The organism is Bradyrhizobium sp. DN3, assembly GCF_041357655.1.
GTDB lineage: Bacteria > Pseudomonadota > Alphaproteobacteria > Rhizobiales > Xanthobacteraceae > Bradyrhizobium.
Window position 1 is genome coordinate 79,029 of record NZ_JAULLN010000021.1, and the last position, 18,249, is coordinate 97,277.

Consider the following 18,249-nt stretch of genomic DNA (forward strand, 5'->3'; position numbering starts at 1 on the left):
CCGTCAGCGCAGCTTCAGGGTGGAGAGCCCGGCGAGCGCCAGCATCACCGAGATGATCCAGAAGCGGATCACGATCTGCGGCTCGGTCCAGCCGAGCTGCTCGAAATGATGATGGATCGGCGCCATCCGGAAGATGCGTTTTCCGGTGAGCTTGAACGACACCACCTGCACGATGACGGAGACCGCCTCCAGCACGAACAGGCCGCCGATCACCGCGAGCACGATCTCGTGCTTCACCGCGACCGCGATGGCGCCGAGCATTCCGCCAAGCGCGAGCGAGCCGGTGTCGCCCATGAAGATCGAGGCCGGCGGCGCGTTGAACCAGAGGAAGCCGAGGCCCGCCCCTAGCAGAGCGCCGCAGAGCACGGCGAGTTCGCCGGTGCCCGCGACATATTTGATCTGGAGATATTCGGCGAACACGGCGTTGCCGGCGAGATAAGCGATCATCGCAAAGCTCGCGGTCGCAATCATCACCGGCACGATGGCGAGGCCGTCGAGACCGTCGGTGAGGTTCACCGCGTTGCCGGAGCCGACGATGACGAAGGCGCCGAAGATGACGAAGAACCAGCCGAAATGCAGCACCGTGTCCTTCAGGAACGGAATCGTCAGCGCGGTCGACGCGGGATCGCGGTTCAGCCGCACCAGCGCGTAGCAGGCGACCAGCGCGATCGCCGCCTCGATCAGCAGGCGAAGCTTGCTGCCGAACCCGGTCGTGGTCTGCTTGGTGACCTTGAGGTAATCGTCATAGAAGCCGACGAAGCCGAAGCCGAGCGTCACCGCCAGCACGATCCAGACATAGGGGTTGAGCGGATTGGCCCACAGCACCGTGCCAACGGTCAGGCCGGACAGGATCATCAGCCCGCCCATGGTGGGCGTGCCCTTCTTGGCGAGGTGCGATTGCGGACCGTCGGTGCGGATCGGCTGGCCCTTGCCCTGGCGGATGCGCAAGTGATCGATGATCCATGGTCCGAACAGGAACACGAACAGCGCGCCGGTGACGACGGCGCCGCCGGTGCGGAAGGTGATGTAGCGGAAGACGTTCAGGAAGGTGCGAAATGCACCGAAGCCCGGAAATGTGTTGGAGAGCTCGATCAGCCAGTAAAACATTCAGACGGTCCTATGGCGCCTTTGCATGCGCGGCCTTGGCATTGTTCTTGGCCTCAACGTGCCTCACGCGCATTCGCTGGCCTTCATCATCGGGGCGGGCGCGACCTCAGGGACAACGCACGGCTTCGCACCGCAAAGGGGGATTCGGGAACAGCGCCTTCCAAGCAGTTTACGCCTTTGCCTGCAAGGCGGCCACCAGGCCCGGCACAAACTTGTTGACCCAGAACATCTTCTTGCTGCCCTTGACAACCACGACGTCGCCTGCCTTCAGCAGGCTCGCAACCTCGTCCGGCTTCAGCGTGGCGGGATCGTCGTGCCAGCCGAGGCCCTTGCCTGACGGCAGCACGTCGAAGAGGTGGCGCATCAGGGACCCGACACAATAGACGCCGTCGATGCCTTCGAGATGCTTGGCGAGGCCGGTGTGGTAGCTTGGTGCGTCAGCACCCAGCTCCAGCATGTCGCCGAGCACCGCAATGCGGCGCCCGCCAGTCATGTTGCGCGCCTGCAGGCTTTGCAGCGCAGCAGCGACGCTGGCCGGGTTGCCGTTGAAACTGTCGTCGATCACGGTGATGCCGCCGACCGCCTGCTCGACGCCGCGGCCGGTCATGATGCCGACCCGGTCGAGTTTGATCGCGAGCGTCGCCGCATCGAGGTTCGCCGCGCGGATCGCGGCGAGCGCGGCCAGCGCATTCTGTACGCGGTGCGGCGCGCCCGGCGTGAGGCTGAAGGCGATCTCCTTCTTGCCGAGCTTGGCCACGACCTGCCAGCTCTCGCCATGCGGGGCGTGCGCGATCTCGTGCACCTCGGCATGCTCGCCGAAGCGCACCACCGTGCCTTTCCAATCCGGCGCCTTGATCCCGGCGGGCAGCACCAGCACGCCGTCCTCGGGCAGGCCGAGCGCGATCGATACTTTCTCGCGCCTGATAGCTTCGAGCGAGCCGAGCTTTTCCAGATGCACCGGCTGGACGTTGACGACCAGCGCGACCGTCGGCCGCGTCAACTCGCTGAGCCGCGCGATTTCGCCGGGCTGGTTCATGCCCATCTCGACGACCCAGAGGCTGGCGTCCGGCCTGGCGTTGCACAGCGTCAGCGGCACGCCCCAGAAATTGTTGAAGCTCGACGGGCTGGCATAGGCGTTGGGGTAAGCGGCCAGAAACTCCTTGGTGCTGGTCTTGCCAGCGCTGCCGGTGAGCCCAATCACCGGACCGCCAAAGCGAGCGCGCGCGGCGCGCGCAAGGCCCCACAGGCCGTCGATCAGTGTATCCTTCACGACGATCTGGGGAATGCGGATGCCCGCGATCTCGTGCGGCACGATCATCGCGACCGCTCCCGAGGCTTCCGCCTTGTCCGCGAACTCCCAGCCGTCACGCGCGCTGGCGAAGGCGGAGACGAAGCCACCGCTTGGCGTGCCGCTCAGCGCGACGAACAGGCTGCCCGGCTTCACCAGGCGGCTGTCCTGGGTGACGAAATCGATCGGCGTATCCGGGAATGATCCGCCGACACCCAGCGCGCGCGCCACCTCGGCAACCGTCCATATCGGCGCGCTCATGCAACCCTCGATGCTAGTGCGGCGGCGACCGCCTCGTGATCACTGAAAGGCAGCACCTCGCCGCCGACGATCTGCCCGGTCTCGTGGCCCTTGCCGGCGATGAGGAGCGCATCGCCCTCCTGCAAGTCCTCGATCGCCGCGCGGATCGCAGCAGTGCGGTCGCCGATCTCGCGAGCGCCCTTCGCGGTGGCGAGGATCGCCGCGCGGATCGCTTCCGGCTGCTCGCTGCGCGGATTGTCGTCGGTGATGATGACGCCATCGGCGTTCTCGGCCGCGATCTCGCCCATGATCGGCCGCTTGCCGGCATCGCGATCGCCACCGGCGCCGAACACGACGATCAGCTTGCGCCTGGCGTAGGGACGCAGCGCCTGCAAAGCCTTCGCCAGCGCATCGGGTTTATGCGCGTAGTCGACGAAGATCGGCGCGCCGTTGCGCTCGCCGACTCGTTCGAGCCGGCCCTTGGCGCCTTCGAGATGTTCGAGGCTCGCGAACACGTTTGCCGCATCGCTGCCGGTGCCGATGGCAAGGCCGGCAGACACCAGCGCGTTCTCGATCTGGAACTCGCCGACCAGCGGCAGCCGGACCGCGTAACGCTTGCCGCGATGCTCGAGCGCGAGCGCTTGCGAAAAGCCCTCGACCTCGGCACCGGCGAGACGAATGCCCTCGCCTGCCCCGCCGCCGTTGCGGCCGACTGCCATCACGCGCAGGCCGCGCGCCTTCGCCGCGTCAATGACGTCCACTGAACAATCATGATCGGCCGAGATCACCGCTGCTCCATCAGGGGCGACCAGCTCGCGGAACAGGCGGAGCTTGGCCGCGAGATAATGTGCGACGGTCGGATGATAGTCCATGTGGTCGCGCGAGAGATTGGTGAAGCCGCCGGCGCAGACGCGCACGCCGTCGAGGCGGTACTGGTCGAGCCCGTGCGAGGACGCCTCGAAGGCGAGATGCGTCACGCCGTCGCGCGCGATCTCGTCGATCTGCCGGTGCAGCGCGATCGGGTCCGGCGTCGTCAGCGAGCCGTAGACGGTGCGCTTGGGCGAGACGAGGCCGATGGTGCCGATGCTGGCGGAGGCATGCCCCAGCCGCTCCCAGATCTGGCGCGTGAAGGCTGCGACCGAGGTCTTGCCGCTGGTGCCGGTCACCGCGGCAATCGTCGCGGGCTGTGCGGGAAAGAACCTTGCCGCGGCCAGCGCCAGAGCGCGGCGTGGATTGGCGACCGTGACGAACGGCACCTTGAGCCCATCAAACGCATGGTCGCCGACGACGGCCACCGCGCCTGCCGCGACCGCAGCATCGATGAAGCGCGCGCCGTCGGTCTTGCTGCCCGCAAGTGCGAAGAAGAGATCGCCCGGCCTGACCTGGCGGCTGTCGAGCGCAAGGCCGCTCACATCGAGCGCCGTGGCAGCGGGCTCGATTGCGGCATCATTGCCTAGCAGTTCGCGCAGCTTCATGGTGTTCCAGTCGACACGCCGTGCCGGAAAGCCGAATCTTCGGAAAAGCCCCGACTCAGCAGCGGCAACGGCCTACCCGGTTGATTACTGGGTTGTCCTGGATGCTGCAAGAATAAGGCGGTCGGACGGCGGCAGGTCGAACCGCGGCTCGACGCCCAGAAGCGGCGCGATTCGCTCGATCACCTTGCCGCCCGTCGGCACCGCGTTCCAGCCCGACGTGATGAAACCCTTGGTTTCAGGAATCGCCTGCGGCTCGTCCAGCATGATCAGGATGTGATATTTCGGATCGTCGCAGGGCATGACCGCGGTGAAGGAGTTGAGCACCCGCTTCTTGGCATAGCGCCCGTTGATGACCTTCTCGGACGTGCCGGTCTTGCCGCCGACGTAGTAGCCCTTGATGTCGGCGGTCTTGGCGGTACCGATCTCGGCATTGAGCCGCATCAGATACCGCATCTTGTCGCTGGTGTCCTGCTTGATCACGCGCTTGGCCAGCGCCGCCGCTTCCGCTTCGCTGCGCTTCATGAAGGTCGGCGGAATCAAATAGCCGCCGTTCACCAGCGCGTTGATGCCCATCACCGCCTGGAGCGGCGCCACCGAGAGACCCTGGCCGAAGGCTGCCGTGACCGTGTTCAGCTCGCTCCAGCGGCGCGGGATCAGCGGCGCCGCGCTCTCCGGCAGTTCGGTGCGCAGCCGCGTCAACTGGCCCATCTTGGCGAGGAACGCCTTGTGGGCCTCGACACCCTGGCTGAGCGCGATCCGCGCCGCGCCGATGTTGGACGAGAAGGTGAACACTTCCTTGGTGTTGATGAAACGCCCGAGCGGGTGGCTGTCGTGGATGGTGAACTTGCCGTAGTGCAGATTTCCGCGCGCATCCCACGACGAGTTCAGGTTGATCTTGCCGGAATCGAGCGCCATCGCCAGCGTGAACGCCTTGAAGGTCGAGCCCATCTCGTAGACGCCGGTGGTCAGGCGGTTGATGCGGTCGGGGTCGTGCGCTTCCTTCGGATTGTTGGGATCGAAGTCCGGCAGGGAGACCATCGCCACGATCTCGCCGGTCTTGACGTTGGAGACGATGCCGGAGGCGGCCTTGGCGTGGAACTTGTCCTTGGCCTTCAACAGCTCGTCACGGAGCGCGTGCTCGACGCGCAGATCGACCGAGAGCTCGATCGGCTTTTGCAGCCGGTCGGTGGCGAAGCCGGCGCGATGGAGATCGGCGAGCCCTTGATTGTCGAGCCACTTCTCCAGCCCGGCGATGCCCTGGTTGTCGATATTGACGAGACCGATGAGGTGGGCGACTTCGTTGCCGGTCGGATAGACGCGCTTGTTCTCGCGCAGGAAGCCGATGCCGGGAACGCCGAGCTTGTGGATGTCCTGCTGCTGCTTCGACGTGACCTCGCGCTTGAGCCAAACGAAGCCCTTGCGCGTCTTCAGGCGCTCGCGCACCTCGGCCTCGTCGAGGTCGGGCACGGTGGCGGTCAAAAGCTCGATCGCCTCGTCCTTGTCGATGATGCGGCGTGGCTCGCCGAACAGGCTCGCCGCCTTGACGTCGGTTGCCAGGATCGCACCGTTGCGGTCGACGATGTCGGGCCGCGCGGTCGCGACCACTTCCTGCGCCGCGGCGCGGCGTGCACCGTGGGCGTCGGCGCCGATCGCGAACATCACGAGGCGGCCGCCGATCAGGGCATAGACCGAGGCGAAGGCGAGCATTGCGAGGCCAACACGCGCGCGCGCCTTCGCCGCGCGATCGACATTGCGCCCGTAGAGCAGGCTGCGGATCAGCCGCTGCCGCCAAGGCTCGGTCGGCTTTTCCATGGGTTTTGCCGGGATCGGAGCGCTCATTGATTGTCCTCCGGCTGAGGCACGGAGCCCGTCACGGTCTCGGGATCGCTGGCGGCTTCGATGGTGTTGAGCATCGCTCCGATCGGGTCGGGCTCACCCGGTCTGAACATCCGCGGCGGGCGCTCCGGCAGGTTCTTCAGCGAGTCATATTGCGTGCCGTTGACCGGCTTGAGCGACAGATGCCGGTCTGACAATCCTTGCAGGCGCAGCGGCGCATCGAGCTTGGCCCATTCGGCGCGCAGCGAGGCGATCGCATCGCGCTGCTCCCGGATCTCCGCATGCAGCCGCAGCACCTTCTCGGTGCGCGCGGTGGAGTCCATCTTGATCCGGTAGACATGGGCCGCCGCGAAGATCAGCGCGCCGATGACGAGGAGGTGGATGAAGCGCATGCCGCTAGCCGCCCCTCATGACGTCGGAGAGTCTTGGCCAGGACGATGGCTCGCCATCGTCATGCGCGGGCGCCGAGGTGCGCTCGGCGGCGCGCAGCTTTGCGGAGCGCGCACGCGGGTTATGCGCCACTTCGTCCTCACCGGCGACGACCGGCCGCCGCGTCAGCAGCTGGAAGCTCGGCGCGGCCTGCGCGACCTCCGGCAGATGCCGCGAGCCGCCGCCGCTCTTGGAACGTGAGGCGAGAAAATTCTTGACGATGCGGTCTTCCAGCGAATGGAACGAGACCACGACGAGGCGGCCGCCGGGCTTGAGCACGCGCTCGGCCGCAGCGAGCGCCGTCTGGAGTTCCTCGAGCTCTTCGTTGACGAAGATGCGCAGCGCCTGGAACGTCCGCGTTGCCGGATGAATGTCGCCGGGCTTCGAGCGCACGACCCTGCCGACGAGATCGGCGAGCGCGCGCGTGGTCGTGAGCGGCGTCTCCTGCCGATCTGCAACGATGGCACGGGCGATGCGCCGCGAATGCCGCTCCTCGCCGAAGAGATAGATGATGTCGGCGAGATCGCCTTCGGAGGCGCGCGCGACGACGTCCGCCGCGGTCGGGCCCGCCTGCCCCATCCGCATGTCGAGCGGACCGTCGAGACGGAAGGAGAAGCCGCGTGCTGCCTGGTCGAGCTGCATCGAGGACACGCCGACATCCATCACGATGCCATCGACGGTGTCGACGCCCTGCGCCGCGCAAACCTCGGCGAGGTTGGAGAAGCGGTCTTCGACCAGCGTGAGCCGGCCGGCGGAGCGTTCGACGAGCTCGGCACCGCCAGCGATCGCAGTACGATCGCGGTCAATGGCAATGAGCCGAGTTCCCGCCACATCGAGAATGGCACGGCTGTAGCCGCCGGCGCCGAAGGTGGCATCGACGTAAATACCGCCCTCCCGCGGGGCGAGATGGTCGATGGCCTCGCGGCCGAGAACCGGAATGTGCGGAGCCGAGCTCATGCGCCACGCCTGCCGAACGCCCGGCCTGACGTCGACGCCAGATCGGGAACGAAACAGCCCATGACGCCTCGAATGATTCTGCGTCGCGGCGGTTCCACGACAAAGCCCTCGTCCTACATGGTTATCGAGTCCGGTCGTCCCGGGCGGCAAACCCAGTGTTCCCAGCGAATTTTGTCGGGCAGCCATGGGATTTCGAGCCAAAATACGCTTTGGCCGCCTCCGTACGCGGGTCGGCACTTCATCTCTCAGTAACGGCCCTTAGCGTTAAGAAAGCGTTGATCGGCTCGCGACAAGTCGAAATGGTGACGTTGTGGTGATGCTTCATCCACACACATGCGCCAAAATGCATTCGTTAACCGCGCCGCGCGATTGCGCGCGGCCGAGGGTAAAGGAATAGTAAAGAGAAGGGCTTGGCCCACACTCTCCGTCCAACTCGAGCTGTCCATGCCGTCCGGTTCGTCCACGCCGTCTGGATCTGATTCGAAGCGTCAACGCGTTCTGCCGGTTCCCAAAGCCGCGGCGGGCATGCGGACGTTCGATCCGGATTCCTCGATCGTCTCCGACATCATCCCTTCGCCGAACCATGGCGAGCGCGCCAAGGGACGCCAGCCGGACATGATCGTGCTGCACTACACCGGCATGCCCGATGTCGAGGGCGCGCTGGCGCGGCTGTGCACGGCGGGGACAGAAGTGTCGGCGCACTACGTCGTGCTGGAGGATGGCCGCATCGTGCAATGCGTGCCCGAGGCCAGACGCGCCTGGCACGCCGGCGTCGCGTCCTGGGCCGGCGAGGACGACATCAACTCCTGCTCGATCGGCATCGAGATCATCAATCGCGGGCATGACTGGGGCTATCCGGAGTATCCGCTGCGCCAGATCGCCGCCGTGATCGCGCTGTGCCGCGGCATCATGCTCCGCCGCAAGGTGCCGCCGCACCGGGTGCTCGGCCATTCCGACGTCGCGCCCACGCGCAAGAAGGATCCCGGCGAAAAATTTCCGTGGCATTCGCTGGCCAATTCCGGCGTCGGCCACTGGGTGACGCCCGCCCCGGTCGTGCGCGGCGAGACCCTGATGCTCGGCACCATCAGCGACGCCGTGCTGAGCATGCAGCAGGCGCTCGCCAGATACGGCTACGGCGTGCCGCTGACCGGCAAATACGATGCCGCGACCATGGAAGTCATCACCGCCTTCCAGCGCCACTTCCGCCCGGCCCGTCTGGATGGTGTCGCCGATCATTCCACGCTATCGACATTGCAGGCGTTGCTGGCGAGCTTGCCGCAAGAGGGGACGCCTGTCGCGTCGAAGTGACGACGACGGCCACATACTCTGTCATTGCGAGCGAAGCGAAGCAATACAGACTGTCTCCGCGGAAACACTCTGGATAGCTTCGTTCACTCCTCGCAATGACGGAGCTCGTGGCGACTATCCCATCTCCCTCACCCGTCGCGCATACAGCCGCCGCAACGGCTCCAGCTGCGTCGCCTCCGTCGCCGCCCGATACGCCTCGCGCGCCTCGTCCTTGCGGCCGAGCCGCCGCAACAGATCCGCGCGCACCGCGGGCAACAGCTCGTAGCCATCAAGCCCGCCGCGCGCGGTGATCGCGTCGACAAGAGCGAGCGCACGTGAAGGTCCATCGACCATCGACACCGCCGCGGCATGATTCAGCTCGATCACCGGCGAGGGACTGATGCGTAGCAGCACCTCGTAGAGCCCCGCAATCTGCGGCCAATCGGTCTCCTCAAAGCTGGTCGCGCGTGCATGCAGCGCCGCGATCGCGGCTTGCACGGCATAGGGTTGCGGGCGGCTGGGTAGGCGCAGCGCGTCCTCCACCAGGAGCAGGCCCTCCTCGATCTGCGCGCGATCCCACAGCGAGCGATCCTGTTCCTCTAGCAGCACGATATCGCCGGCCGGTGTCTCGCGCCCGCCGCGGCGCGCATCGTGCAGCAGCATCAACGCCAGCAGGCCCTTGATGCCGGCGCGATCGGGCATCAACCGGTCGAGCAGGCGGCCGAGCCGGATCGCCTCGACGACGAAATCGGGCCGCATCAGGCCCGTACCCGAGGTCGCCACGTAGCCTTCGGTGAAGACGAGATAGATCACGGCGAGCACGCCGTCGAGCCGCAGCGCCAGCGCGTCGCGCTCCGGCACTTCGTAAGGAATACCGGCGAGGCGGATCTTCTGCTTGGCGCGAACGAGGCGCTGGGCCATCGCCTCCTCGCTGACGAGAAAGGCGCGCGCCACCTGCGCGGTGGAGAGCCCGCACACGGTGCGCAGCGTCAGCGCGATCTGGACTTCGGCTGCGAACGCGGGATGGCAGCAGGTGAAGATCAACCTCAGCATGTCGTCGTCGAGCATGGCCGGCGGCTCGTCAGGCGCTTGCGCGTTCAGCTCGAGCTCGTGCACCAGCGCTTGCTGCTTGCCGCGAAAGATGGCCCGGCGGCGAATGCGGTCGATCGCCTTGTTGCGGGCGACATTGACCAGCCAGGCGCGCGGATTGTCGGGGACCTCGCAGGCCGGCCAGCGTTCCAGCGCGACGGCGAAGGCGTCCTGAAGCGAATCCTCGGCGAGATCGAAATCACCGACGAGGCGGATCAGCGTGGCCAGCGCCCGCCCCGCCTCGTCACGGAAGATGGCTTCGATCTCGGAAGGGGTCATGTCACACGATCACTCTCCTCCCGTCATTCCCGGACGCGGCAAGGCCGCGAGCCAGGAATGACGAAGGTGAGAGTTGTCACTTCTCATACACCCAGATCGGCCGCACCTCGATCGACCCGATGCGCGCGCTGGGAATCCGCGCCGCAATCTCGATCGCGGCGTCGAGATCCTTGGCCTCGATCAGATAGTAGCCGCCGAGCTGCTCGCGCGTTTCCGCGAACGGACCGTCGGTCGTCAGCGTCTTGCCGTCGCGCACGCGCACCGTGGTCGCGGTCGTGGTCGGCCGGAGCCGATCGCCGGCCTTGAAATTGCCGTTCCGGATGATGGATTGCGTGAAGGCCTCATACTCCGCCGACATCTTCTGAGTGGTTCCCGTGTCAATCTTCGCGTACTCGGCCTCGTTCTGGTAGATCATCAGCAGATACTGCATCGCTTCACTCCTGTTGTTCGGCTGTGTTGCCGACATCCAGTCGAACGGGGCACGCTCCAAACGACATCTTCAGGATAAATTATTTCGGGCCAAGCGTGCACGGCGATATCGGCTTGACGGAACCGTCACAAATGCTCCATGCGTAGACCGTCAGTCGGCCGGACGGCCGCTCCGGCAGGGGCCGAAAGGCCGCCGGGGAGGAAAGTCCGGGCTCCCTTGACATGCGGTGCCGGATAACGTCCGGCGGGGGTAACCCCAGGGAAAGTGCCACAGAAAACGAACCGCCCGCCTTCGCCCCTTCGGGGCTATGGCGTGACAAGCCCGCGAGGCTCGCCACGCCGAAGCAGCGCAAGCTGCATAGGCGGGTAAGGGTGAAAAGGTGCGGTAAGAGCGCACCGCGGCTGCGGCAACGGAGCCGGCATGGTAAACCCCACCGGGAGCAAAACCGAATAGGGACGGCGCAGCGGGCTGTTCGCGCAAGCGATAACGCCGCGGGGCGATGTCAGGCCCGCCGTCCGGGTAGGTTGCCCGAGGCCATGTGCAAACATGACCCCAGAGGAATGGCCGTCACGTACCGTTCGCGCAAGCTGACGGTGCCCTACAGAACCCGGCTTACAGGCCGGCTGATATTCTAAAGCGTTTTCGAGCGAAGTGGGTTTCCGGTTCGCGTGAGGAAAACGCGTCTTGCTAAGGAAGCAACGAGGGGTTCGGCGTGAATACGCCGGGCCCCTCACCATTTTAGGGGCAAGCGCGCAGCCATTTAAATGGTGTCATTCCGGGGCGCGCGAAGCGAGAGCCCGGAATCCATCGGACGGCACGTTGGTGGAGAAATGGATTCCGGGTTCGTGCTGCGCACGCCCCGGAATGACGATGTAGCGGCCGGCCGCGCAATGTAAACGCTGCGGCCACGTTAGGCCGCGCGCGTATTCGCCTTTACGATGACGGGTGCAAGCTCGCCGGCCTCGCGCCGCAGCTTGCTCGCCTCGAAACCGTGCATGCCAAGCTGCCATTGCAGCCCGACGATGGCGCCCTTGGTCCGCTGCAGTAATGCGAGCGAGGCGAACAGGGTCACCGGCAGCCACAGCGCGAGTTGCAGCCAGAGTGCCGGCGCGTAGGCCGTCTCGACCGCGAGGATCGCCGGCACCACGAGATGGCCGACCACGACCATCACGAGATAGGCAGGAAAGTCGTCTGCGCGTTGGTGGAACAGCTCCTCGCCGCAGTGGTCGCAAGCGTGAGCCACTTTCAGGAAGCGGCCGAACATGTGCCCTTCCCCGCAATTGGGACATTTGCCGCTGAAGCCGCGCCACATCGCCTTTGCCAGAGAGACCGTCGCCATGACCACACCTCTTCCTTTTCAACGATCCAGACAATAATATCTTGTATCCATACATTCAAAGGATATGGGCCTATATTGCATGGACTGGACCCCTACAATCTCGGAGCTCTCCGGCCCGCGCTACCAGCGCATCGTCGAAGCCATGGAGGCCGACATCGCCGCAGGGAGGCTGGTGCGCGGCCAGCAATTGCCGACGCAGCGGGCACTCGCAAAAGCACTCGGCATCGATCTCACCACGGTGACGCGCGCCTACACCGAGGCGCGGCGCCGCGGCATCATGGAGGCCCGGGTCGGACAAGGCTCGTTCGTATCGGAGACCAGCGCGCGCCGTGCGGTCGACATGCCGCATCCCGTCGCGATTGATCTCTCGATGAATGTGCCGCCGCGTCCGCTCGAGGCGCAGCTCGACGAGCGCATCATCGCCGGAATGGAGTCGATCCGCGCGCAATCGGGCCTGACGGCGCATCTCAACTACCAGCCGCCAGGCGGCAGCGCGCATGAGCGCGAGGTCGCAGCGCGCTGGATGCGCGCGCGCGTTCCGCATACACATGCCGACAGGTTGGTGATCTTTCCGGGCGCGCAAACGATCCTGTTCAACCTGCTCGCCCATCTCGCGCGGCCCGGCGAAATCGTGCTGACGGAAGCGCTCACCTTTCCCGGCATCAAGGCCGCCGCGGCGCGGCTCGGCGTCAAGCTCGTCGGTGTCGCCATGGACGACGGCGGCATCCTGCCCGACGCGCTGGCGAAGGCCTGCCGCGCGCACAGCCCGAAGGCCGTCTATCTCATTCCGACGCTGCACAATCCGACCACGGCGACATTGTCCGCCGAGCGGCGTCACGCCATCGCAAAGATCATCAGCGATGCCGGCACGACGCTGATCGAGGACGACGCCTACGGGCTGCTCGATCGCTCGGCATCGCCGATCGCGAACCTCATTCCGGAGCGGACTTATCTCGCGACCACGCTGTCAAAATGCATCGCGCCGGCGCTGCGCGTCGCCTATCTGTTGGCGCCCGACAGCGACGCGCAGCAGACGATGCGTAGCCATTTGCAGGCCACCGTGCAGATGCCGGCGCCGCTGATGGTCGCGCTGGTCACGCATTGGATCGAGACCGGCATTGCCGATCGCATCATCACCGCCATCCGCAACGAGGCAGTCGGCCGCCAACAGCTCGCGCAGCGGGCGCTGAAGGGGTTTCAGTTCCTGGCCAGGCCCGCCGCTCATCATCTCTGGCTGCGGCTGCCGGAGGGCCGGTCCGATGTCGCGGGGCATCTCTTGCGGAATGGACTCGCGGTGGTAGGCGGCGAAACCTTCACCGTGGACGGAACACCGCCACATGCGGCGCGCCTCTCGCTGGGCGCAGCGCGCAACCGGGCGGAATTGACCGAGGCGCTGCGCATCCTGGTCGGCGCGCTGCACGAGCCCGCCGACACCAGGCAGATCGTCTAGACTCTTTATTGATGAGGACGGCGATGGCGCGAGCGAACCACGGGCACAGCGGGTGACGGATAGGCCTGCAATGCATAGGCATCGCGCGGGCTGCCCGGCTCGCCGCGCGCGGCGCGCCCAGCCGGCGTGAGCTGACCGCCATTCAGCACGTCGCGGTCGGGATGGGCGGCCTGATAGGCCGCAGGCTCCGAAAACTGCGCCTGCGCCATTGTCGGCATCAAGGCCGTCGCCGACAACAGCGCGGCCGCAACGGCAATGTTCATGCGGGTCATCGTCATTCTCCATCATCTCGTTCGGGACTGGCCGATCGGAGCGCACGATGGCGTCGGGGGCCCCGGAATTGCAGTACGACCGTCATGTAGGCGTGTCTTTCGCGAAAGCCCGAACGCCGCAGATCACGCTTGCGTGCAGCATGGATTGACCTGCAATCCAGCAAGCGTGCTATGCGGGCAATGGCGATCAACCGTTCGGAATCGCCCATTGCGACAAGGATGATCCATTGGAAACGCTCACCTACGTCCTGCTGCTGTTCGGCGCGCTGGCCGGCGGCTTCGTCTCGGGACTGGCCGGCTTCGGCACGGCGCTGATGGCGCTCGGCATCTGGCTCTATGTGCTGCCGCCATCGCTCGCCGTGCCGCTGGTGCTGATCTGCTCGGTGATCGCGCAAACCTCGACGCTACCGTCGATGTGGAAGAGTTTTGACCTCTCGCTGGTCTGGCCGTTCCTGATCGGCGGACTGATCGGCGTGCCGCTGGGAACGATGATGGTCGCCGCGGCCGATCCAAAAGTGTTCAAGCTGAGCGTCGGCGTGCTGCTGCTGATCTTCTCGAGCGCGCTGTATCTGAACAAGAGGCCGCTCGCGATCAAGTTCGGCGGCCGGATTGCCGACGGCGCGATCGGCTTTGCCGGCGGCATTCTTGGCGGCCTCGCCGGACTGTCGGGGCCACTGCCGATCCTGTGGGCCAACATCCGCGGCTGGAACAAGCACGAGCGGCGCGGCATCTTCCAGCTCTTCAATTTCACGGTGCTCGCGACCGCGCTGGCGTTGCAGACCGCCTCGGGCCTCGTCGAACTCAAAGTGGTCTGGCTCGCGCTGGTCGCATTTCCAGGCACGCTGATCGGCGCATGGGCCGGCGCGCGGGTCTATCACGCCCTGAGCGACAAGCATTTTGGCGATGTCGTGCTCGGCCTCCTATTCCTGTCGGGCCTCGGCCTCGTCTGGAATAGTGTTGGTACGCACTAAAGCATGATCCGCAAAAGTGCGGAGCGGTTTTCCGAAAAGATCATGCTCAAACAACAACCTAAAGCGCGATGACGATTCATCCTAATCTCATCGCGCTTTAGGCGGGCACGCGTGCGGGAGGCGCGACTGGCTCGGTCCCCGCCTGCTCCAGGGGTTGCTCCGGACGGGGCAATACCAGTCGCCTCCTGAATTCGCGACGCAACAACCACAAGCTCAGCGCAGCATGGAGCGTCGTCGCAGCGATCGACAAGTACCACACGTGCTCCATGCGGAAGCCCGGCCGCGTCGACAGCCAGATCGCCGGCAACGAATAGGTGAACACGCGTGTCGCCGAGCTCAAGAGCACCGGCTTGGTATTGCCGAGCCCCTGGAACATGCTCGAGCAGGTGAAGATCAGGCCCTGCGCCACCATGTTGAGCGAGATGATCCGCAGGAACAGGAAGGCGATCTCCATCGTCTCCCGATCGTTCGAGAATCCGGCGAGCAGCAGTTCCGGCTTCAGCTGCGCAAGAATCATGAAGCCGATCATCACGACGGTGGTGATCAGCGCCGCCTTGACGAAGGTTTCGCGCACGCGCGCGCCGTTTGCAGCGCCGACGTTCTGGCCGGCGATCGGCCCGGCCGCCAGCGCGACCGCGAGCGCCGGCATCTGGATCAGGCCGAGCACGCGCTGTCCGATGCCGAATCCCGCCTGCGCCGCCGCGCCGAAATCGCGCAACACGTAGTAGACCACCGCCATGAGGATGAACATCATCGCGAATTCGCCGCTGGCGGGCAGCCCGACATTGAGGATGCGCTTCAAATGGCGCGGCTGCGGGCGCCACTGCGTCGCGTCGAACGCGACGTAGCGCTCGACCTTGCGGAAGTACGCCAGCAGCATCAGGACGCCGATCACCACCGCGATCGAGCTTGCGAGCCCCGCGCCGGCAACGCCGAGTGCGCAGCCCGTGCCCCAGCCCGCGATCAGCGCCGGCGCCAGCGCGATGTTGATGACGACCGCAAGCGCCTGCACCAGCATGGCGGGACGCACGATGCCGGTCGCGCGCAGCGCAGACGCCATCACCTGCGTGGCGAATTGCAGCGCGAGCGCCGGCATGAACCACAACAGATAGATGGTCCCCGCCTCGATCGTCGCCTGGTCCGCGGCAATCGAGCGCATATAGAAGCGCGACAGTGCTGCGCCCATGGCCAGAGTCAGCAGGCCGAACAGCACAGACAGTGCGATCGCCTGGTTGAAGATCAAATTGGCATCCTGCCGATCCTTGCGTCCCACCGCATGCGCAATCAGCGCAACAGTGCCGACGCCGAGCACCTGCATCAGCGCGTTGACGAGAAATCCTGCGTTGCCGGCCGCGGCGACGCCCGCGACCGCTGCATCGCCCAATCCCGAGACGAAGTAGAGATCGACCAGCTGGCAGACCATGATCGTGACCATGCCGACCATGATCGGAGGGGCCATGGCCAGGATGTGTCTCACGATGGAGCCGTTCGTCAGGTCTTTCATGTCAGTCCATCCTTGGCGCCGTAACATCGGGACGTTCGCCCCTGCCGCGCGCCTCACTCCGCTGCTGCGATATGTCCGAGCTCCACCACCTGGCGCTCGAACAGGCCGCGATAGATGCCGCCGGGCTTGGCCGCGAGCAGAGCATGCGTGCCCTGCTCGACGATCTCGCCGCGGTCGAACACCAGGATGCGATCGAGGCTCTTCACCGTCGACAGGCGGTGCGCGATCACGATCGAGGTGCGGCCCTTCATCAGCCGCTCCATCGCCTGCTGGATCAGGGCCTCCGATTCCGAATCGAGGCTCGAGGTCGCCTCGTCCAGGATCAGCACCGGCGCATCCGCCAGGAAGGCGCGCGCCAGCGCGACGCGCTGGCGTTCGCCGCCCGACAGCTTCACGCCGCGTTCGCCGACCAGCGTGCCGTAGCCCTTGGGCAGACGCAGGATGAAGTCGTGCGCATTCGCAAGCCGCGCCGCCTGCTCGATCGCCTGCAGGCTGGCGCCCGGCCGGCCATAGGCGATGTTCTCGGCGAGCGAGCGATGGAACAGGATCGGCTCCTGCTGCACGATCGCGATCTGGCTGCGCAGCGATTGCTGCGTAGCCAGCGCGATGTCCTGCCCGTCGATCAGCACGCGGCCGCCGGAGACGTCGTAAAGCCGCTGCACCAGCTTGACGAAGGTCGTCTTGCCGGAGCCAGAGCGGCCGACGAGGCCGACCCGCTCGCCGGCGCGGATCGTCAGCGACAGCCCGTCATATAGCGGCGCGCGATGGCCGCCATAATGGAACGTGACGTCGTCGAACACGATCTCGCCGCCCTCGATCGCGATCGGCCGCGCATCGGAAGCATCCGCAATGCCGACCGGCTCGTCGTGGATCGCCACCAGCTCGTCCATGTCGTTGACCGAGCGCTGGAGGTTGTTGATGTGCATGCCGACGTCGCGCAAGTAGGCGTGGATGACGTAGTAGCTCGTCAGCACATAGGTGACGTCGCCGGGCGAGGCGTGCCCTGACATCCACAGCAACACCGATCCGCCGATCACGGATGCGCGCAGGCACAGCAGCAGGGAAAGCTGCGACATGGCCGTGTAATTGTAGCGCAGCCAGGTCCGCCGCACGCGCACGCGCCAGCGACTGATGACGCGGGCGAGCCGTGCATCTTCGCGCAGCTCTGCACCGAACGACTTCACCACGGCGTTGCAGGTCAGCGCGTCCGCCAGCGTGCCTCCGACCTTGGTGTCCCAGGCATTGGAGACGCGCGCCGCCGGCGCGATGTAGCGGGTCGAGAACACCACCGTGATCGTGACGTAGAAGATCGCCCCGAGCGCGATCACCAGGCCGAGCGAGGTCCAATGCACGCCGATCAGGACCATCGAGCCGATCAGCACCAGCAGCGAGGGCGCCAGCGCCATCAGAATGGTGTCGTTGAGCAGGTCGAGCGCCCACATGCCGCGCGTGATCTTGCGCACCGTGGAGCCTGCAAAGGAGTTGGCGTGCCAATCGGTCGAGAAGCGCTGCACGCGCGTGAACGCATCCTGCGCGACGTCGGACATGATCTTCAGCGTGAACGGCACGATCGCCTGGAGGCCGACGAGCCGCAGCACCATCGAGGCGGCGCCCAGCGCCACGATGGCGCCGAATGCCACCAGCGCCGCGTGGCGCGCGTCCGGATCGGATGGGCCGCGCGTCAGCGCATCGACCAGGTGTCCTGAGAACACCGGCATGAACAGGTCGGCGATGGTCGCACCCAAGAGGCCGCCGGCCACGATGAGGCCGCGCCCGGGCTGCTTCAGCCAGTGCCGGAACACGAAGGGCAGCACCACGCGGATCGCGGCGGGCTTTTTGGACAGAGCGGTCATGACATCATCCGGCCGCTCGCGCAGGCCGGCTCCATCGATGGACGCAGGCCGGCCGCGAGGGCCGAAACGGCGTCACTCAAAACTGACTTTGACTTGGGAAGCGGAGCGATCGGGGCGCTTGGCCGAAACCTTGGCCCAATCGAAGCTGGCGGAAAGGGCCCCTACGAGGCCGAGCACATACCGAGCCAGAACATCGAGCGCGGGCGTGCGATCTGCGAATGCGACGAAATCATGCAAATCCCTCCCCGGTTCGATTGAATGAGGTGCGCTTTATAGATGTGTCGTTTGCGATTTGCAACGGGGCTCGCGCGAGATCACAGATGAGTGTTGCAATTTGGTGCGGCTTTGGTGCGCATCAACGCCGTCATGCCCCGCGGAGGCGGGGCATCCAGTATTCCAGAGGCGGTAGTATTTCAATCGATAAGCCGCGGCGTACTGGATCG

16 protein-coding genes and 1 other RNA gene are annotated in these 18,249 nt (G+C 65.8%); 4 read left to right on the plus strand and 13 right to left on the minus strand.

The window, feature by feature from the left end; translation table 11 throughout:
• Window positions 1-3 precede the first annotated feature (3 nt).
• The 6 genes from mraY to rsmH all read right to left on the minus strand — a co-directional run bounded on the left by mraY (window position 4) and on the right by rsmH (window position 7,332).
• Entirely contained in the window at window positions 4-1,107 is a 1,104-nt protein-coding gene (gene mraY, locus AAE027_RS27780) for a phospho-N-acetylmuramoyl-pentapeptide-transferase (protein ID WP_091879224.1), read from the minus strand.
• A 169-nt stretch (window positions 1,108-1,276) separates the two neighbouring features.
• Window positions 1,277-2,656 (minus strand): UDP-N-acetylmuramoyl-tripeptide--D-alanyl-D-alanine ligase, encoded by a 1,380-nt coding sequence (locus tag AAE027_RS27785; RefSeq protein ID WP_370989317.1) that lies wholly within the window; start codon window positions 2,654-2,656, stop codon window positions 1,277-1,279.
• On the minus strand, window positions 2,653-4,110 hold the full coding sequence (locus AAE027_RS27790) for a UDP-N-acetylmuramoyl-L-alanyl-D-glutamate--2,6-diaminopimelate ligase (RefSeq protein WP_370989316.1): 1,458 nt from the start codon (window positions 4,108-4,110) through the stop codon (window positions 2,653-2,655). Before AAE027_RS27790 ends, AAE027_RS27785 begins: the two co-directional genes overlap by 4 nt.
• Before the next feature lie 84 nt (window positions 4,111-4,194).
• A complete protein-coding gene (locus tag AAE027_RS27795) occupies window positions 4,195-5,949 on the minus strand; it encodes a peptidoglycan D,D-transpeptidase FtsI family protein (protein ID WP_370989315.1) in 1,755 nt (584 codons plus the stop codon).
• Window positions 5,946-6,338, minus strand: a complete 393-nt coding sequence (gene ftsL, locus AAE027_RS27800; protein WP_091879235.1) for a cell division protein FtsL — start codon at window positions 6,336-6,338, stop codon at window positions 5,946-5,948. The genes AAE027_RS27795 and ftsL overlap by 4 nt, the downstream gene beginning before the upstream one ends.
• Window positions 6,339-6,342: 4 nt before the next feature.
• On the minus strand, window positions 6,343-7,332 hold the full coding sequence (rsmH, locus tag AAE027_RS27805; RefSeq protein ID WP_370989314.1) for a 16S rRNA (cytosine(1402)-N(4))-methyltransferase RsmH: 990 nt from the start codon (window positions 7,330-7,332) through the stop codon (window positions 6,343-6,345).
• Between the two features lie 525 nt (window positions 7,333-7,857).
• On the opposite strand from rsmH, the gene AAE027_RS27810 reads away from it, so the two are divergent.
• Window positions 7,858-8,640, plus strand: coding sequence for an N-acetylmuramoyl-L-alanine amidase (locus AAE027_RS27810; protein WP_370989313.1), 783 nt, complete (start codon window positions 7,858-7,860; stop codon window positions 8,638-8,640).
• Window positions 8,641-8,754: 114 nt separating this feature from the next.
• Here AAE027_RS27810 and AAE027_RS27815 read toward each other — a convergent pair whose 3' ends face one another.
• Together AAE027_RS27815 and AAE027_RS27820 are read right to left on the minus strand one after the other, a co-directional pair.
• Window positions 8,755-9,987 (minus strand): RNA polymerase sigma factor, encoded by a 1,233-nt coding sequence (locus AAE027_RS27815; RefSeq protein WP_370989312.1) that lies wholly within the window; start codon window positions 9,985-9,987, stop codon window positions 8,755-8,757.
• Between the two features lie 76 nt (window positions 9,988-10,063).
• Window positions 10,064-10,417, minus strand: a complete 354-nt coding sequence (locus AAE027_RS27820) for a YciI family protein (RefSeq protein WP_091879244.1) — start codon at window positions 10,415-10,417, stop codon at window positions 10,064-10,066.
• 150 nt (window positions 10,418-10,567) lie between these two features.
• Between AAE027_RS27820 and rnpB the strand changes: the two genes are divergently transcribed.
• Window positions 10,568-11,048: RNase P RNA component class A (gene rnpB / locus AAE027_RS27825), an RNA gene on the plus strand.
• Between the two features lie 279 nt (window positions 11,049-11,327).
• Here the strand turns inward: rnpB and AAE027_RS27830 are convergent.
• Window positions 11,328-11,756, minus strand: coding sequence for a DUF983 domain-containing protein (locus AAE027_RS27830; RefSeq protein WP_370989311.1), 429 nt, complete (start codon window positions 11,754-11,756; stop codon window positions 11,328-11,330).
• Window positions 11,757-11,835: 79 nt separating this feature from the next.
• On the opposite strand from AAE027_RS27830, the gene AAE027_RS27835 reads away from it, so the two are divergent.
• Window positions 11,836-13,206 (plus strand): aminotransferase-like domain-containing protein, encoded by a 1,371-nt coding sequence (locus AAE027_RS27835; protein WP_370989310.1) that lies wholly within the window; start codon window positions 11,836-11,838, stop codon window positions 13,204-13,206.
• Between the two features lie 5 nt (window positions 13,207-13,211).
• Here AAE027_RS27835 and AAE027_RS27840 read toward each other — a convergent pair whose 3' ends face one another.
• Window positions 13,212-13,478 carry a hypothetical protein gene (locus AAE027_RS27840; RefSeq protein WP_370989309.1) on the minus strand — a complete coding sequence of 89 codons (267 nt, stop codon included), beginning with the start codon at window positions 13,476-13,478 and terminating at the stop codon, window positions 13,212-13,214.
• Window positions 13,479-13,705: 227 nt separating this feature from the next.
• Between AAE027_RS27840 and AAE027_RS27845 the strand changes: the two genes are divergently transcribed.
• On the plus strand, window positions 13,706-14,449 hold the full coding sequence (locus tag AAE027_RS27845; protein ID WP_370989308.1) for a sulfite exporter TauE/SafE family protein: 744 nt from the start codon (window positions 13,706-13,708) through the stop codon (window positions 14,447-14,449).
• A 97-nt stretch (window positions 14,450-14,546) separates the two neighbouring features.
• Here the strand turns inward: AAE027_RS27845 and AAE027_RS27850 are convergent, their stop codons facing one another.
• The 3 genes from AAE027_RS27850 to AAE027_RS27860 all read right to left on the minus strand — a co-directional run bounded on the left by AAE027_RS27850 (window position 14,547) and on the right by AAE027_RS27860 (window position 18,043).
• The gene (locus AAE027_RS27850) at window positions 14,547-15,953 is read right to left on the minus strand and encodes an MATE family efflux transporter (RefSeq protein WP_370989307.1); all 1,407 of its coding nucleotides are present in this window, start codon (window positions 15,951-15,953) and stop codon (window positions 14,547-14,549) included.
• A gap of 53 nt (window positions 15,954-16,006) precedes the next feature.
• Window positions 16,007-17,806, minus strand: a complete 1,800-nt coding sequence (locus tag AAE027_RS27855) for an ABC transporter ATP-binding protein (RefSeq protein ID WP_370989306.1) — start codon at window positions 17,804-17,806, stop codon at window positions 16,007-16,009.
• Window positions 17,807-17,878: 72 nt separating this feature from the next.
• Window positions 17,879-18,043: a hypothetical protein gene (locus AAE027_RS27860; RefSeq protein WP_164940314.1), complete on the minus strand. Its 165-nt coding sequence runs from the start codon at window positions 18,041-18,043 to the stop codon at window positions 17,879-17,881.
• Window positions 18,044-18,249: the final 206 nt, after the last annotated feature.

Excerpts from the sequence above, each read along its gene's own strand:
- mraY (WP_091879224.1), bottom strand. The coding sequence starts at position 1,107 with ATGTTTTACTGGCTGATCGAGCTCTCCAACACATTTCCGGGCTTCGGT.
- AAE027_RS27785 (WP_370989317.1), bottom strand. The coding sequence starts at position 2,656 with ATGAGCGCGCCGATATGGACGGTTGCCGAGGTGGCGCGCGCGCTGGGT.
- AAE027_RS27790 (WP_370989316.1), bottom strand. The coding sequence starts at position 4,110 with ATGAAGCTGCGCGAACTGCTAGGCAATGATGCCGCAATCGAGCCCGCT.
- AAE027_RS27795 (WP_370989315.1), bottom strand. The coding sequence starts at position 5,949 with ATGAGCGCTCCGATCCCGGCAAAACCCATGGAAAAGCCGACCGAGCCT.
- ftsL (WP_091879235.1), bottom strand. The coding sequence starts at position 6,338 with ATGCGCTTCATCCACCTCCTCGTCATCGGCGCGCTGATCTTCGCGGCG.
- rsmH (WP_370989314.1), bottom strand. The coding sequence starts at position 7,332 with ATGAGCTCGGCTCCGCACATTCCGGTTCTCGGCCGCGAGGCCATCGAC.
- AAE027_RS27810 (WP_370989313.1), top strand. The coding sequence starts at position 7,858 with ATGCGGACGTTCGATCCGGATTCCTCGATCGTCTCCGACATCATCCCT.
- AAE027_RS27815 (WP_370989312.1), bottom strand. The coding sequence starts at position 9,987 with ATGACCCCTTCCGAGATCGAAGCCATCTTCCGTGACGAGGCGGGGCGG.
- AAE027_RS27820 (WP_091879244.1), bottom strand. The coding sequence starts at position 10,417 with ATGCAGTATCTGCTGATGATCTACCAGAACGAGGCCGAGTACGCGAAG.
- AAE027_RS27830 (WP_370989311.1), bottom strand. The coding sequence starts at position 11,756 with ATGGCGACGGTCTCTCTGGCAAAGGCGATGTGGCGCGGCTTCAGCGGC.
- AAE027_RS27835 (WP_370989310.1), top strand. The coding sequence starts at position 11,836 with ATGGACTGGACCCCTACAATCTCGGAGCTCTCCGGCCCGCGCTACCAG.
- AAE027_RS27840 (WP_370989309.1), bottom strand. The coding sequence starts at position 13,478 with ATGACCCGCATGAACATTGCCGTTGCGGCCGCGCTGTTGTCGGCGACG.
- AAE027_RS27850 (WP_370989307.1), bottom strand. The coding sequence starts at position 15,953 with ATGAAAGACCTGACGAACGGCTCCATCGTGAGACACATCCTGGCCATG.
- AAE027_RS27855 (WP_370989306.1), bottom strand. The coding sequence starts at position 17,806 with ATGACCGCTCTGTCCAAAAAGCCCGCCGCGATCCGCGTGGTGCTGCCC.